Raw genomic sequence first — 15,543 nt, 5'->3', positions numbered from 1 at the left:
AGAAAAACTCCTTGTTAATCTTTTAGAAAAATAAAATTTAATGAAAAAGGCATTCAAAATCATAAAAACTATGGTAATATCAATTTTGGCAATAATTGTACTATTGACAATAGCAATATTTTTATTCATGCAGCAAGCAAAATTTGGAAAGACACCTGCTGGGGAGCGTTTAGAAAGAATCAAAAAATCACCAAATTATAAAGATGGTTCATTTAAAAATTTGAGTTTCACACCAGATTTAGCTGAGGGTGTAACATATTATAGTGTAATGAAAGAGTTTATATTTGGAAAAAAAGTTAGACTGAAACCAATTGATGAAATTCCGCATACAAAAGTTGATTTGTTACACCTAAAATCTGATGAAAATATTTTAGTTTGGTTTGGTCATTCTTCATATTTCATGCAATTAGATGGCAAAACTTTTTTAGTTGACCCTGTATTAAGTGGAGCGGCATCGCCCATAAAATTTACAACTCCTTCTTTTAAAGGTACGGATGTTTATATTGTGGCTGATTTCCCAAATATTGATTATCTTTTTATTTCGCACGACCACTACGACCATCTTGATTATGAAACTATTATGCTGTTGAAACCAAAAGTGAAAAAAATAATCACTGGCTTAGGTACTGGTGAACATTTTGAATCTTGGGGTTTTGATTTGAAAACGGTCATTGAAGAAGACTGGAATACTAAAATTGAATTGGAAAAAGGGTTTGTTGCCTACACAACACCTGCCAGACATTTTTCAGGTAGAGGTTTTTCAAGAAACAGAGCTCTGTGGACATCATTTGTGTTGCAAACACCAACTAACAAAATTTACATTGGTGGTGATAGCGGTTATGATACACATTTTGCCGAAATCGGTAAAACTTATGGTGGTTTTGATTTAGCCATTTTGGAAAATGGACAGTATGATAAAAGCTGGAAATACATTCACATGATGCCCGAAGAAGTGGTTCAAGCTGCTAAAGATTTGAAAGCCAAGCGATTGTTTCCAGTACATTCATCGAAATTTGCTTTAGGAAATCACCCGTGGGACGAGCCTTTGAATAGAGTTTCAAATGCTGCTGAGAAAGAGAATTTTCCAATTATTACACCTATTATTGGGCAAAAAGTCAATTTAGGCGACTCGACTCAGACTTTTGGAAAATGGTGGAAAAATGTTCAGTAAAACAAGTTTTAAACTTGTTAAACAATTGATGAAATCTATAAAAAAAGCCTCAGAATACTATCTGAGGCTTAAATTTAGACAAAATAGAAAATTAAGGAAACTTCGGAAATTTACTAAAATCAGGTTTACGTTTCTCTAAGAAAGAATTGAAACCTTCTTTTGCTTCGTCAGTTAAATAATATAATAAAGTAGCATTGCCTGCCAATTCTTGAATACCTGCTTGTCCGTCCAATTCTGCATTGAATGATGATTTCAACATTCTAATTGACAAAGGCGACATTTGTTGCACTCTCTGACACCAAGCAACAGTTGCTTCTTCTAATTGCTCTAAAGGCACAACTTTATTTACTAAGCCCATTTGTAATGCTTCTTGTGCATCATATTGCTCACATAAAAACCAAATTTCACGTGCTTTTTTCTGCCCAACAATTCTTGCTAAATAACTTGCACCAAAACCTCCATCAAAACTACCAACTTTTGGACCTGTTTGACCAAATCTAGCATTTTCAGCAGCAATAGTCATATCACAAACTACATGAAGCACGTGTCCGCCACCAATTGCCCAACCAGCCACAGCCGCAATGACAACTTTTGGAATCGAACGAATCATTTTTTGTAAATCCAATACATTTAGACGAGGAACATGGTCATCACCGATATATCCACCGTGTCCTCGTACCGACTGATCGCCACCGCTACAAAAGGCTTTTCCGCCTTCGCCAGTTAAAATTATCACTTCAATAGCTGGTTCTTCCCTACAGAATGCCATCGCATCAATCAATTCTTTGACTGTTTGAGGACGAAAAGCATTGTGTTTTTCTGGTCGATTAATGCTTATTTTTGCAATTCCTTCGTAGAAACTAAACTTTATGTCTTCGTATTCTTTAATTACTTTCCAATCGTACATTGTCAATTATTAATTATAAATTATTAATTATTTTATTAATCTAAATCAATTGTTTCACTTCTATCATTTTCTTCAAAAAACTCAACTTTCCATGTATGATCAGCTAAAAGGAAAACTTTAGCTAAAAACTGATTGAATGGAAACTTTCTTCCCCATTCGTTTGGGGCGACCATTGAAAGAATATCTGAACCATCTTTTTTTTCGTAAAGATAATAGATATGACCGATAATTGGTTCAAAACCCATTACTGCATCATAAATTCTTTCCGAAACCTCCACACGATTTTTTACCTCTTTGGCTTGTTGGGCAAGCACTTCCATTTGTCGATAAATTTTGCTTATCTGCTCATGGGTTTGTTGTCTCATGGCTAACTGGGCTTTCCCTTTCACTTTCCCCATGTCTTCAGGTCGAATCACTGCTCCACCAGCCGTATGAGCATATTCGAGTAAACCAGGACTCTCGCTAACCTTAATTTTATCTATTGGATTCTTTTCCATCTCACAAATTTATTTTGAAATCTTTGTATCTTGAGTAATAATTAAAGAAAATTCTTTGTTGGGTAAAATATTTTGAATCTCTTAAAAGATAAAATAACTACAAATTGACTTTAATTGTTTTGTATTTATCTATAAATATTGAAATTAGTAAAGAAATAATCTTTAAAAGTCTGCAAATATAGATATTATTGAAATATAAATGTTAAACATTAAAATTGTTTTTGAATAGATAAATGAATAAATTTGAAAACAAAAAAATGAACCAAACGTTTTCAAAATATAACCTTTTTATTTATGAATAAAATTGTCCCTGTAAAAGCAGAAAATAATACATTTGATGGTAGTTTGAGTGAGAGCGGCACTATTGACCGTAAGGAGTTTATGCGTCAAGTTGGCATTGGTTTTGGAGCAATAATGTTGATGAATTGCTTGCAATCTTGTAGTGATGGTGGTGAAATTCCTGACCCAAATCCGACAACAACTGCAACTAAAATTGATATTACTCTTGATCTGAACTCTTCTGATTATAAAGATTTAAAGTTTAAAGGTGAATATGTAATCGTCAAAGGACAAAGTATTATTGTGGCTCATACAAATTCAGATACTTATTTGGCTGTGAGTTCAAAATGTACGCATGAAGGTTCACAAATTATGTATCGTGGTGCTTCTAATGATTTTTTATGTCCCAATCATGGTTCAGAATTCAAAGCTGATGGCAGCGTTCAAAAAAGCCCAGCTACTACACCATTGAAAAAGTATTTCTATTCACTTGATGTAACTAATAACAAGTTGAGAATTTTTGAATAATTTTGTAAAAAATATTATTTCATAACCCTTCTCAGGTTTTGAGAAGGGATTTTTTATTTAATAGAATATGGTTTTTTTAGAGAGAGATGGAACATATATCAATACTGCATCTGGTAATAAATATTATGATAAAGTATTGAATTTTAAGACTTTATGGGACTCAGGACAGGAGACATTTAAGATACAAACTTCTGGTTCAACAGGAGCACCGAAAGAAATAATTCTTCATAGAAAGCAACTGATTGCATCTGCCAAAATGACAGCAAAAGCCTTTGATTTACAAGAAGGAGATACGGCTTTTTGTTGCCTCAATATTGATTATATTGCTGGTATGATGATGCTTGTTCGTGCATTTGAAATTGGTATGGATTTAATAGTTGTCGAACCTTCATCCAATCCGTTTGTGGGAATAGAAAAACACTTATATCTCCTTAATGCTAATCGTGGGAAAAATTTCTTTGCTTTTGTTCCGCTTCAACTACAAACAATTTTTGAAGAAACCCCAAAACTTGCAGAAATCTTGAACGCCGCCAAAGCTATCATCATTGGAGGTGCTACCGTTAACGAAACTATACTTGAAAAAATACAAAAAATCTATCGCCCAGTTTATGCCACTTATGGCATGACAGAGACCATAACTCACATCGCAATTAAGCGACTTAATAGTGATGCAAAAGATGATTTTTTTAATGTTTTAGATGGAGTTGATATAAAATTGAATGAAAACAATTGTTTAATGATTCAATCTAAAGCTGTTGGTAATGAATGGATTATAACAAATGATGTGGCCGAAATTATTAATGGTAGTAGCTTTATTTTACATGGACGTATTGATAATGTGATTAACAGTGGGGGTGTAAAAATTCAATTAGAAAAAATTGAAAAAGTAGGAGAGGGGATTCTTAGAAAATTACAATTAGAAAAACAATTCTTTGTTTTTAGTTTACCAGATGAAAAATTGGGAGAAAGGCTGATTTTAGTCGTTGTAAATGACGTAAAAATGCTTTCACAAGTAAATATAGATGGTATTAAAATTGATATTTTAAAAGCTTTCAAAGAAATTTTGCCTAAATTTGAGGTTCCAAAGGAAGTATTTTTTATTGAAAAAATGATTGAAACCCCAACCGGGAAAATAGATAAAATAAAAACCATCAATGCCTACGTTCTCCCTCAAATATCAAACGGCTGAAAATTTGCCTGCCCCTTTTGCTCATGCAATTGAAATTACTGGTGTTATGGTACAAAATTCTGGAGGCTCTGAATTTGAAATTTCATTTGAATTGACTTATTTAGACCGAGAAGGTTTTACTGAAGAAGAATTAATTGAAGAAGGTTTTTCACTCAATGATAACTTTACTTGGAAAGGTATTCTCCCTAAAATTTGGAGTGATGTTGTTTTTGGTAATTTGAAGTCAGCTAATGTATTGTATATCAAGTCTTTAGAACCACATCAGGAGTTTTGGCAAATTGATTTTGAAGGAAAAACATTCTATCCGAAAGAAACCGATCGATTCAAATATTTAATTGAAGAGTTACAACAAGCAGTTTATGAAAAAGCTGGAAAAGAGCCACCTCTAAAATTGACTTTTTTAAAAAATCAGTCAGGTGAACTGATTGAGGTGGATGTGCAAGCTTCTTTTGTTGAGCGTAAATTAGCGTTCAAAAGAAACAATATCAATGAATCGCAAATTGAAACAAAAATTTTGCCTTGGGAAGAATTGAATTTTATATTAAAAAATACCTTTTCTGGTGATTTTGATGCCGAATATGCACTTAAAAATCGTCCATCGCATAAAGGATTATTTGTAAATGCTGGTGATGAATTGTGGTATGAGGTTGGCAAATCTTTGTTGATTCAACCCAATAAAATTTTGAAAATTATAAGACTTTAGGTTAGATAATATTTTCTAACGTCTTTAATTTCTGTAAATGTTTCGTTTTTAGTGCTTCTCTTTGTTCGACTACCGATTTTGTCCAATAATGATGAGATTCTAAAAACTTAATTTGGATTTTATTCCATGTATGCCAATCGTTAATCATTTCTCTTTGGCTGAGTTCTTGAAAAAGTGAATTTGCAATTGGTTCAAAATCATCTCTACCCAAATAATCTAAGTCAGCGTCGGCAATGATTTGTTCTAATAGATTTCGTGGCTGCTGAGGAATTTTAGTAGCCATAATCATTCCGAGAATTTTTTCAATTTCATTACTTGAATACTGAAATTGGGGTAAAGTAAGTTCAGCAATCCTACAACCTTCTTCTTCGTGACCACGATATGTTGAAATAAAGCCTAAATCATGGTAAAGAGCCGCAGTTTCTAATAGCATTAGCGATTCCTTATCGTTGATACCTTCTTGTTTCGCAATTCTTAAAGCAGCATCTACTACATCAAGGGTATGGTGAAATCCGTGATACGAAAGCGTCGGAGATAGATTTTTTTGTAATTTTTCGTAGATATAGCTTTCTACTGCCTTAATATTCATGAAATGTAGGCATTATTTATAGAAATAATTTGTACTAATACTTATTTGAATTTGAAACTAAGCATAAAATCATCAAAATTCTAAAATTCAATAATTTTGTTTTTAAATGGTAACATTATTACAATTTACAAAGCCGTTCAGCTGCTCGTTCAAGCATTTCATCATCTTTGGCAAAGCAAAATCTTAATATTTTATTATCAATTTTATCGGCATAAAATACTGAAATTGGAATAGAAGCAACCCCAATCTCTTTTGTCCATCTGACGGCCAAATCGTAGTCAGACTCTTCTGTAATGTTTTTATAAGAAACCATTTGAAAGAAACTTCCTTCGGCTGGTTTAAGTGTAAATCGTGAACCACTCAACCATTGAATGAATTTATCTCTTTTTTCTTGGTAAAACGGTGTCACTGATAGATAATTGTCAGGATCTTTCAAAAAATCAGCGTAAGCATACTGCATAGGCGTTGGGCAAGAAAAAGTTATCCATTGATGAGCTTTTCTAAATTCAACTGAAAGTTCTTTTGGAGCAAGGCAATAACCTAATTTCCAGCCAGTTGTATGAAATGTTTTGCCAAATGAACTACAAACAAAAGTCCGTTCTTTTAAATCTGGGTGCATCGCAGGTGATAAATGTTTGCGACCATCAAAAATGATGTGTTCATAAACTTCATCTGAAATTACAAAAATATTGGTATTCTTGACTAAAATTGCCAGCTCATCAATATCATTTTGAGTCAAACATTTTCCCGTAGGATTATGTGGTGTGGTGAACATGATAGCTTTTGTTCTGTCTGAAATTTTAGATTTGACAACTTGCCAATCAATAGCAAAATCATTTTCAGGTGAAAGTGTTACGTAAATAGCCTTTCCGCCATTCAATTCGATTGCAGGAACATAACTGTCGTAGGCAGGTTCAAAAACAATTACCTCATCATCTTTAAGTAAAATTGCTGTCATTACAGCATACAATGCTTCCGTACAACCTGATACAATGGTTATTTCATCTGTAGGATTATATGTTAAACCATAAATATTTGCTGTTTTTTCTGCTAAAACTTCTCTCAAAGGCATAATTCCTGCCATTGGTGCATACTGGTTCATCCCAAGTTTCATGTGGTGGTTTACCAACTCAATGAGTTTTGGTGAACAGTTATAATTGGGGAAACCTTGCGAGAGATTTAATGCACCTGTTTCTGCCGCTAATTGCGACATGACTGTAAAAATGGTTGTTCCTATGTTGGGTTGTTTGGAAGTAATTTGCATTTATTTTTTTATACGTTCTAATTCAAATTTCATTTCATCTACTAAATTCCCCAATTTACTATATGGGGTACTTGGTTCGGGTAAAGTTTGACTTACAAATGATTTAATTTCCCAAGTTTCAATGACATCAGTATATGAAATTTCTGAGCTTGGAAAACGATTATTATCGGTGCTAAGTAGCAGTGTACCTTTGATTTTTACTTGGTTATAGACACGTCGATAAATAATTCCTTGTGATTTTGTAACCAAAACATAGTTCTTACCATCTTTAATTTCAGCCCAATTTGTAATTAAACTACCAATTAGCAAAGCACCTTCAAAGGCAAAATCTTCACCTGCTTCAAATGCACGATAGTCGCCTGCTGGAAGATTGGGCAAACAAAATGAAACCAGTGATTTAAGAAAACTTAAATCAGAATAACGCACCAAATAATCATTAAATTGAAATCTTTTTACCAATTGAATATTTAGATTATCTGCCTGATTTTGAGTGAATGGTATTTCTACAATAGGGGGAGTGACTTTTGGAGCAACATAAGGCTCTCTTTCAAAATTTGGTTTGAGTGTGACACTTTGCGAAACTCTTTCTACGGGTTTAATGACTTCGTTTTGAGGTTGATTACTTGGGTCATTTCCAAGAAATTGTTTCATTAAATCTCCGATTGAAGGAGGCATATCGAATGGATCTTCATCATTTTTAAAAACTTCATTCAATGGGGCTTTCTCAATTGAAGGCTCGTCTTGGCTATAAAATGGCTTAGATTCAAACCCAAATGTCAAATCGGGCGTTTCCCTTAATTTTCTAATATCTTTTTTTACGAAATCATCAACAGTAATACCAAAGGTATTTGCAATAATTTTAAGGGTATCAACTGGAGGTACAGCCCTTGATTCTTCATAAGCACCGACATTTGCTCGCTTTGTACCGATTCGGCGGGCAAATTGGTCTTGTGTCAAACCATTGATTCGACGCAAGTATTTGAGATTATTACTGATCAGAGACATTTATAAAATTTACGATTTATGAATGACGGTTTCTGAATTATGAATGATGAAACCGTTCAAAGTTGAGGTTTAACACCCTAATATCTAAAATTTTTAGCAATTTGCCAAATTTACTGTTATATTTTAAGTTTTTCCTTGAATTGTACTATTTTTTAGTCAATTTTGTCTGTCAACATTAATTAAAAATTCTCATGATTGCCGAACCAAAAATAAATATCGACTTGAGCCTTCAAGTGCTTTTTGAAAAACAGAAGCAAAATGCTCAAAATATTGCTAATACCACTGCCAAAGAACGAATTGCCAAAATAAAAAAGGTAATGAATTGGATGTTGGAAAATGAAAGTCAGATTGCCGATGCCTTGTATGCTGATCATAAAAAGCACCCAGCCGAAGTGAAAATTTCTGAAATTATGCCCGTAGTAGGAGAGGCTAAATTTATTATTAAACATTTGACCCAATGGATGCGTGCTGAGGATGTAGATACTCCTTTGAAAATGGTAGGAACAATCAGTAAAATTATTCACGAGCCAAAAGGTAATTGCTTGATAATCAGCCCGTGGAATTATCCATTCAATCTGGCCCTAAAACCACTTTTACAAGCTATTGCCGCAGGAAATGTTGTTATTTTGAAGCCTTCAGAAGTCGTTCCTCATGCTTCAAAATTGATTGCAAAGATGATAGCTGAGCTTTTTGATGAAAATGAAATCGCAGTCGTAGAAGGTGATGCTGATGTTTCAACAGCTTTGTTGAAACTGAAGTTTAGTCATATTTTCTTCACAGGAAGTCCCGCTGTTGGAAAAATTGTAATGACAGCTGCTGCGAAAAATCTTTGTTCAGTCACACTTGAATTGGGCGGAAAATCTCCAACCATCATTGATGAAACTGCCAACGTAAAAGCAGCTGCCCAAGCAATTACGGCGATGAAATTTTTAAATAATGGACAAACATGTATTGCTCCCGATTATATCTACATTCATCAATCGAAAACCGATGAATTCATTCAGGAGGCCAATGCTTATTTAGCAAAAATGTATGGGAATGATGCTTTTCAAACGCCAGATTATTGCCGAGTAGTAAATGATAGACATTTCAAAAGAGTTAAAGGTTATATGGAAGATGCAGTTGCTAAAGGTGCAAAAATTGTTGGTGGAGGAAGAAGTAATGAATCTGAAAATTATATTGAGCCAACTTTAATAATTGATGTGAATGATGGAATGAAAATTATGCAAGATGAAATATTCGGACCACTATTACCAATTATGCAATTCGCTGATAATGAGGAGGTTATTGAATACGTTGGTAAAGGAGAAAAGCCTTTAGCTTTGTATGTTTTTAGTAAAAAACGTAAAAATATTGACTTTTTTATTCAAAATACCTCGGCTGGAGCAACGGTTATTAACGAAACAACTATTCATTATTTACAAGATAATTTGCCGTTTGGAGGAGTAAATAATTCAGGCATTGGTAAATCGTTTGGTAAATATGGTTTTGAAGAATTCTCAAATAAACGTGCTATTGTAGAAAATAAATTTGCTCAGTTTAGTATGTTTCATCCTCCATATACTAATCGAGTAAAGAAACTATTAGATCTTGTAATCAAGTGGTTTTAAGGTATATTTTACAAAACAAAATCCCCGTTACTTTTTAGGAAAACGGGGATTTTTTATTAAGATAAATAAAATACATTACCTAAAATGCACCGAAAGGTGTTGAAAATCTTGAAATTGCCTCAAGAGCTTCATTCATCCATTTTTTCATTTTTGCCTCCTTTTTTTTGTTTATCGGAAAAACACTACTTAAATCATCAGCACCAAAATCGTACCAATCATTTTTGCCGAACTTTAAATACAGATTCATAATCGTAACTGTTTAATTTACAGACACTTATGTTAGACTTCTTTTATTAAGAATATACTGCAAAGTTCGGTATTTTCCAAACACTTCAAAGAGGCTTCTTGGAATAGTACAAGTAGTCGTTTAGATTATTCAACGAATCTTGGAATAATACCGTAAGTTCATTTTATATTTTCATGAAAAATTAAGCTTTTATCCCTTAGTTTTTACCATTATTCTATTCAAGTAAATAAAAAACGGCTTGAAGAAAATTTCTGCAAGCCGTTTTAAAAATGATTTAAATATCAATACTCGTCTTCAAAGTAATTACTTGTTTTGAAGTCATCTTCATCATCGAATTTACTACTTTTTGGAGCAGTTTTCTTTAAAATACCAATCTGACCACTGTGATAAATATCATGATGGATGATGCCGTGCAAAAGCGTATAAAAGTCATATTCAGCACCAGGTACAATTTCTAAAAGAAAACTATCATCTTTTTCTTCCAAACCAGTCATCAATTCATCATGACTCAATGTCAGTTCCATTTGAAGAGTTTCCCATTCAAATTCATCTATTTCTTTGAGATTTCCCCAGTTTTGCTTTTCGGTTTTAATAACAAAATCAACATCCCCTTGAATTTTCTTTAAAGCAAAAATTCTCCAAGTAGTGATATGATAGACTAATTCTGCAATGGTATGTATATTTTTTTGACGATTTCCAGCCGCTTTAGGCTTAATACCTTGTAAATTTTCCAAAACTGATGGGCCATGCCATGCTCCTCCATGAAAAGTTGCATTTAACAAAGTTTTAATTCTGTCCAGTTCTGATGTTTGCAATTCCTCCATAATATTTTGTTCGTTTCTCTTTTAATTTTTTTTCTAACGAATTGTGCTTGAATATTGTTTATAAAAAATATTGACTCTAAACTTAGAATTGGTTTTAAAACACAATAAATTTATTCCCACAGCACCCAAATCATACCTAAATGATAAGTGTCATGTTGAATAAGTCCAGTGAGTAATTTATAAAAATCATAATCTTGGCCAGGAACTAATCTATTGAGAATTGAATCATCAAACTCCTCTAACTTAAGTAAAAGTGCTTCTTGAGAATCCTTCAAATTTGATACCAAATTAGTCCAGTTTTCTTTGGTAATATCTTCTTCGCTGCCATAATTGTCTTCTTCTGTAACCAAATCGTAGCGTACATTGTCGTTGAGTTTTTCAAATGCAAATTTCCGCCATGCTGTTAAGTGGAATACAATCTGGCAAATGGTATGTTTTGAAAAGTTTTTTCTGACATCAACTACGTTCATTGGCATTGAATTGAGAAACTCCATTACTGAAGGGCCGTGCCACGCATCGCCTCTAAAAACGGTGTCAAAATTGTCAATTATTTTTTCGAGTTGGTCATTGGTCATGTTTGAAGTGTAATTTTAGCTCAATTGAAATACTTTTAAGATATTCAGAATTAAATTTATTTCTATTGAATTTTTATACCTTAGAATAATGATTAAAATTTTGGCAAATCTAAATAATCTAATTATAAAAGTTTCAATATTTTAAAATCAAATTAAAATTAATTCCGAATATCTTTAAAACTTACTAATCATGTTTAATTTTTGGATTCTTTTTCACAATTTGACCGAATGTGTTTAAGGCTTCATCAATTTCTTTTAAAGATAGACTTCCTCTTACACTTTCAACGAATGGCATAAGTTTTCTGAAATAGAATTTTATTTTATCATCAGGTCTTTTTGGATAAGGATAAATATCGGCATCAATTCCATGAATAAAATTATATGCAACATGGACATTTTGGTCATAAAGAGGATAAATATCAGGCTTAATTATATGTAGTAAGAATGTTCGAGAAACGGCCTGTACTGTCTCAAATTTTTTATTGAATTCATCTAAATTGACAGCATCTTCAAATTTCATATCATTAATAAAATCCAAATGTGGATAAATCTTATCTTTGATCGCATCTGCTCTGATTCTACCTAAGCCTGCTTGATTTTCCCATTCAAATAATTGTAAAATATCCTTATGGGTAAATGGTTTACCAATTTTTATGTGTTTTTTGTAGTTTGGCTCCCACGGTGAATTGTGATCGTACAACTGGGTCCAAAATTTTACAAATGACTCAAAATCATCTGTTCGAGAAAATACCAATAGATTCATATTAATTCTTGAGGTAGTTATAAGTTTTAGGTTAGTTGGGTAATTACTTACAAATTTCGCTTTTTTTTTTGTATTGTTGTGAAGTTGCACTTAATTTTACGCACAAACCTTAACAAATCATCAACATGAAAAACCTTTCTCTCTTGATTTTAGGGTGTATTATTTCAATTTCTGGATTTTCCCAGAAAAAAAAGACAAATGCACCAAGTTCTTCTACAGCAATAACAGCTAATGAAACCAAAAAAGTTGATAAAAATCTTTACAATGGCCTTTCTTGGAGGAATATTGGCCCATTCAGAGCTGGTCGTTCGCTTGCAGTTGCAGGAGTAGCAGACCAACCACTTACTTATTATTTTGGTGCAGTTGGTGGTGGTGTTTGGAAAACAATGGATGGTGGAGCAAATTGGAAACAAATTGACGACTCTACATTTAAATCAAGCTCAGTAGGAGCAATTGCTGTCGCTCCATCAGACCCAAATGTTGTTTATGTTGGTATGGGAGAAGCTGATATGAGAAGTAATATCAGCTACGGTGATGGTGTCTATAAATCGACTGATGCAGGAAAATCTTGGAAACATGTGGGATTGCCAAAGGCAGATGCAATTGCAACCATTGAAGTCCATCCGAAAGACCATAATTTAGTATATGTAGCTGCCGTCGGAAATCCGTTTGCCCCAAACAAAGAACGTGGGGTATTCAGAAGTAAGGATGGAGGAGCAACTTGGGAGCAAATCCTTAGTAAAAATGATAGTACAGGAGCATATCATGTAAGACTTGACCCTAATAATCCTCGTGTGATATATGCTACACTTTGGCAAGCTTATAGAAACGGTCATAGCATGAGCAGTGGAGGAAAAGGTTGTGGATTATACAAATCGGTTGATGGTGGTGATACATGGGTATGTTTGAATGAAAAACCAGGGATGCCAAAAGGCTTGCTTGGAAAAATAGGTATTGCTGTTTCTCCAGCCAATTCTAATCGTTTGTATGCTATGATTGAAAATGCCAAAGGAGGATTATATACCTCTTTTGATGCTGGTGAGCATTGGACTTTGGTAAATGACAATAAGAACTTGTGGCAACGCCCTTGGTATTACATGAATTTGCAAGCAGACCCACAAAATGAAAATGGGATTATCATCTTGAATGTAAATTCGTTCAAGTCAAATGATGGAGGTAAAACCATTCGTACCTTAAATGTGCATCATGGCGACACACATGACGTTTGGATAAATCCTAAGAATAGCCAAAACTTTATTATTGGTGATGATGGCGGTGCAGAAGTTACCTTTAATGATGGTATCACATTTTCAGATATTGATATTCCTACTGCACAGTTTTATCATGTTCATTTAGATAACGATTTTCCATATAATGTCTATGGATCTCAACAAGATAATAGTACGGTTAGAATTGCCAGTAGAACAGATAATTTCTCTATTGGAATAAGAGATTGGTATTCGGTAGCTGGTGGAGAATCAGGTTATATCGCAATTGATCCACGTAATTCAAAAATTACTTTTGGCGGTTCTTATGATGGCTTTATGACCAAGCAAAATGCTGCAAATAACCAAGAACAAAACATCATGGTTTATCCTGAAAATAATATGGGTCATACATCGGCTGAAAAAAAATACCGTTTTCAGTGGACTTATCCAATTTTATTTTCACCACATGATGATACTCGCTTGTATGCAACTTCGCAATATGTTCACGTTTCGCAAGATTATGGACATTCTTGGGAAACCATTAGCCCTGATTTGACTCGTAATGATCCAAAAACTACTGGGGCAACGGGTGGTCCGATCACACTTGACCAAACTGGTGCTGAAATTTATGCGACTATTTTTGCTTTGGCCGAATCTACTATTGAAAAAGGTAATATTTGGGCTGGTTCGGATGATGGCTACATACATGTAACTAAAGATAATGGCAAAAACTGGACTAATATTACTATTCCTACTTCACAATTGGGTGATTTTGCTTTAATAAGCACAATTCATACTTCTGATTTTGTGAAGGGAAAAGCTTATGTTGCCGCAACTCGTTACATGTTTGGTGATAGAAAACCATATTTGTTCAAAACAAGCGATTATGGAAAAACTTGGACAGCAATCAATAATGGCATTCCTGAAGATGAATATGCACGTGTATTACGTGAAGATCCAAATAAAGAAGGTTTGCTTTATGCAGGAACTGAAAGAGGTATTTATGTATCATTTGATGATGGACAAACTTGGAGTTCATTAAGTTTGAATTTGCCAATTTCGCCCATTCGTGATTTACAAGTGCATAAAAGAGAGAAAGATTTAGTGGTAGCTACGCACGGACGTTCATTTTGGATTATGGATGATGTTACACCTTTGTATGAAATTAAAGATAATTTGGTGAAAGATGCTCAAGCATATCTTTTCAAACCACGCCATTCTTATCGTATGCAAGGTGGCGATGGTGGTGGCCGACGTGGAGCTCCATCTGATGAAGGTCAAAATGCTCCAAATGGTATTATTGTAAATTACTACTTGAAGAGTACACCAAAAGATGAAGTTAAATTGCAGTTTTTGACGATGAATAATGATACTATTATCACTTATTCAAACCTAAAAGATGTAAAAGGAGAACCTTTGAAAGTTTCAAAGGATTTTTATGAAGATTCGAAAACCCAAAAATCTGGAACTGTGGCTGCGAATGTAGGCTTAAATCGTTTTGTGTGGAATATGCGTTATGCCGATGCAACTGAAATTGAAGGCGAAAAATCGCCAATGTGGGCAGGAAGTTTAACTGGACCAAAAGTGATTCCTGGAAATTATAAAGTTCGATTGATTGTGGGGAAAAATATGGTTCAAGAAGAAATCGCTGAAATCAGAAAAGACCCAAGGAACGAAGCAACGGATGCAGATTTGAAAGCACAATTTGATTTGTTATTGAAAATTCATAATAAATTAGATGAAAATCATAAAGCAATCAATCAAATGCGTGAAATCAAGAAAGCGGTGAGTGAATACATGAAAAGTGTGAAAGATACTGTTTTGATTGCGAAGTTTCAGAAATTAACAAAGCCAATGCTTAAAAATTTGGAAGATTTAGAGCAAACTTTGGTGCAAAACAAAGCACGTGCTACACAAGATTTATTAGCTTACCCAATTCGATTGAATGATAAAATTGCAGGAGTTGCCAGTGTGGTTTCGAGTTCAGATGCTAAACCAACTAAGGGTTCTCACGAGGCGTTTGATGATTTAAGTAAGAAAATGGAGATTAGTACTACCAAACTTAAAAAGATCATTGATGAAGACGTACCAGCCTTCAATAAGTTAGTTAGTGAAAATCAATTACCAGCCATTAATGTTGGTAAGAAGAAAGAAATTAATTAAAAAGATACGTAGAGACAAGAT

15 protein-coding genes are annotated in these 15,543 nt (G+C 33.6%); 6 read left to right on the top strand and 9 right to left on the bottom strand.

The window, feature by feature from the left end:
* The first annotated feature begins 70 nt into the window (after positions 1–70).
* Entirely contained in the window at positions 71–1,171 is a 1,101-nt protein-coding gene (locus ACQUQZ_RS11660) for an MBL fold metallo-hydrolase (RefSeq protein WP_435355107.1), read from the top strand.
* A gap of 91 nt (positions 1,172–1,262) precedes the next feature.
* On the opposite strand, the gene menB is transcribed toward ACQUQZ_RS11660, so the two are convergent.
* Complete coding sequence (gene menB / locus ACQUQZ_RS11655; protein ID WP_435355106.1) at positions 1,263–2,078, bottom strand: 1,4-dihydroxy-2-naphthoyl-CoA synthase; 816 nt, start codon at positions 2,076–2,078, stop codon at positions 1,263–1,265.
* Positions 2,079–2,113: 35 nt separating this feature from the next.
* Positions 2,114–2,575 carry a DUF2452 domain-containing protein gene (locus ACQUQZ_RS11650; RefSeq protein ID WP_435355105.1) on the bottom strand — a complete coding sequence of 154 codons (462 nt, stop codon included), beginning with the start codon at positions 2,573–2,575 and terminating at the stop codon, positions 2,114–2,116.
* Positions 2,576–2,869: 294 nt separating this feature from the next.
* Here ACQUQZ_RS11650 and ACQUQZ_RS11645 point away from each other — a divergent pair, with 294 nt between their 5' ends.
* The 3 genes from ACQUQZ_RS11645 (at position 2,870) to ACQUQZ_RS11635 (ending at position 5,274) form a co-directional block, all read left to right on the top strand.
* The gene (locus ACQUQZ_RS11645; protein ID WP_435355104.1) at positions 2,870–3,382 is read left to right on the top strand and encodes a ubiquinol-cytochrome c reductase iron-sulfur subunit; all 513 of its coding nucleotides are present in this window, start codon (positions 2,870–2,872) and stop codon (positions 3,380–3,382) included.
* A gap of 67 nt (positions 3,383–3,449) precedes the next feature.
* Positions 3,450–4,571, top strand: coding sequence for an AMP-binding protein (locus ACQUQZ_RS11640; protein WP_435355103.1), 1,122 nt, complete (start codon positions 3,450–3,452; stop codon positions 4,569–4,571).
* The gene (locus ACQUQZ_RS11635) at positions 4,537–5,274 is read left to right on the top strand and encodes a hypothetical protein (RefSeq protein ID WP_435355102.1); all 738 of its coding nucleotides are present in this window, start codon (positions 4,537–4,539) and stop codon (positions 5,272–5,274) included. Before ACQUQZ_RS11640 ends, ACQUQZ_RS11635 begins: the two co-directional genes overlap by 35 nt.
* A 1-nt stretch (position 5,275) precedes the next feature.
* On the opposite strand, the gene ACQUQZ_RS11630 is transcribed toward ACQUQZ_RS11635, so the two are convergent.
* The 3 genes from ACQUQZ_RS11630 to ACQUQZ_RS11620 all read right to left on the bottom strand — a co-directional run bounded on the left by ACQUQZ_RS11630 (position 5,276) and on the right by ACQUQZ_RS11620 (position 8,132).
* Complete coding sequence (locus ACQUQZ_RS11630; protein ID WP_435355101.1) at positions 5,276–5,863, bottom strand: HD domain-containing protein; 588 nt, start codon at positions 5,861–5,863, stop codon at positions 5,276–5,278.
* 118 nt (positions 5,864–5,981) lie between these two features.
* Entirely contained in the window at positions 5,982–7,127 is a 1,146-nt protein-coding gene (locus ACQUQZ_RS11625) for a methionine aminotransferase (protein ID WP_435355100.1), read from the bottom strand.
* A complete protein-coding gene (locus tag ACQUQZ_RS11620; RefSeq protein ID WP_435355099.1) occupies positions 7,128–8,132 on the bottom strand; it encodes a helix-turn-helix domain-containing protein in 1,005 nt (334 codons plus the stop codon).
* Positions 8,133–8,323: 191 nt separating this feature from the next.
* On the opposite strand from ACQUQZ_RS11620, the gene ACQUQZ_RS11615 reads away from it, so the two are divergent.
* Positions 8,324–9,742 carry an aldehyde dehydrogenase family protein gene (locus ACQUQZ_RS11615; protein WP_435355098.1) on the top strand — a complete coding sequence of 473 codons (1,419 nt, stop codon included), beginning with the start codon at positions 8,324–8,326 and terminating at the stop codon, positions 9,740–9,742.
* 79 nt (positions 9,743–9,821) lie between these two features.
* Here the strand turns inward: ACQUQZ_RS11615 and ACQUQZ_RS11610 are convergent, their stop codons facing one another.
* From ACQUQZ_RS11610 to ACQUQZ_RS11595, 4 genes are all read right to left on the bottom strand, one after another.
* Positions 9,822–9,989, bottom strand: a complete 168-nt coding sequence (locus ACQUQZ_RS11610) for a hypothetical protein (RefSeq protein WP_435355097.1) — start codon at positions 9,987–9,989, stop codon at positions 9,822–9,824.
* 281 nt (positions 9,990–10,270) lie between these two features.
* Positions 10,271–10,813 (bottom strand): DinB family protein, encoded by a 543-nt coding sequence (locus tag ACQUQZ_RS11605; RefSeq protein ID WP_435355096.1) that lies wholly within the window; start codon positions 10,811–10,813, stop codon positions 10,271–10,273.
* A 110-nt stretch (positions 10,814–10,923) separates the two neighbouring features.
* Positions 10,924–11,388: a DinB family protein gene (locus tag ACQUQZ_RS11600; RefSeq protein WP_435355095.1), complete on the bottom strand. Its 465-nt coding sequence runs from the start codon at positions 11,386–11,388 to the stop codon at positions 10,924–10,926.
* Between the two features lie 184 nt (positions 11,389–11,572).
* Complete coding sequence (locus ACQUQZ_RS11595; RefSeq protein WP_435355094.1) at positions 11,573–12,151, bottom strand: hypothetical protein; 579 nt, start codon at positions 12,149–12,151, stop codon at positions 11,573–11,575.
* A gap of 125 nt (positions 12,152–12,276) precedes the next feature.
* Between ACQUQZ_RS11595 and ACQUQZ_RS11590 the strand changes: the two genes are divergently transcribed.
* Positions 12,277–15,522, top strand: a complete 3,246-nt coding sequence (locus tag ACQUQZ_RS11590) for a WD40/YVTN/BNR-like repeat-containing protein (RefSeq protein WP_435355093.1) — start codon at positions 12,277–12,279, stop codon at positions 15,520–15,522.
* Positions 15,523–15,543: the final 21 nt, after the last annotated feature.

Source organism: Emticicia sp. SJ17W-69, assembly GCF_051209875.1.
Classification (GTDB): Bacteria; Bacteroidota; Bacteroidia; order Cytophagales; family Spirosomataceae; genus Emticicia.
The sequence above is the reverse complement of the archived record's forward strand: the minus strand, read 5'-3'. Positions and strand labels throughout refer to the sequence as shown.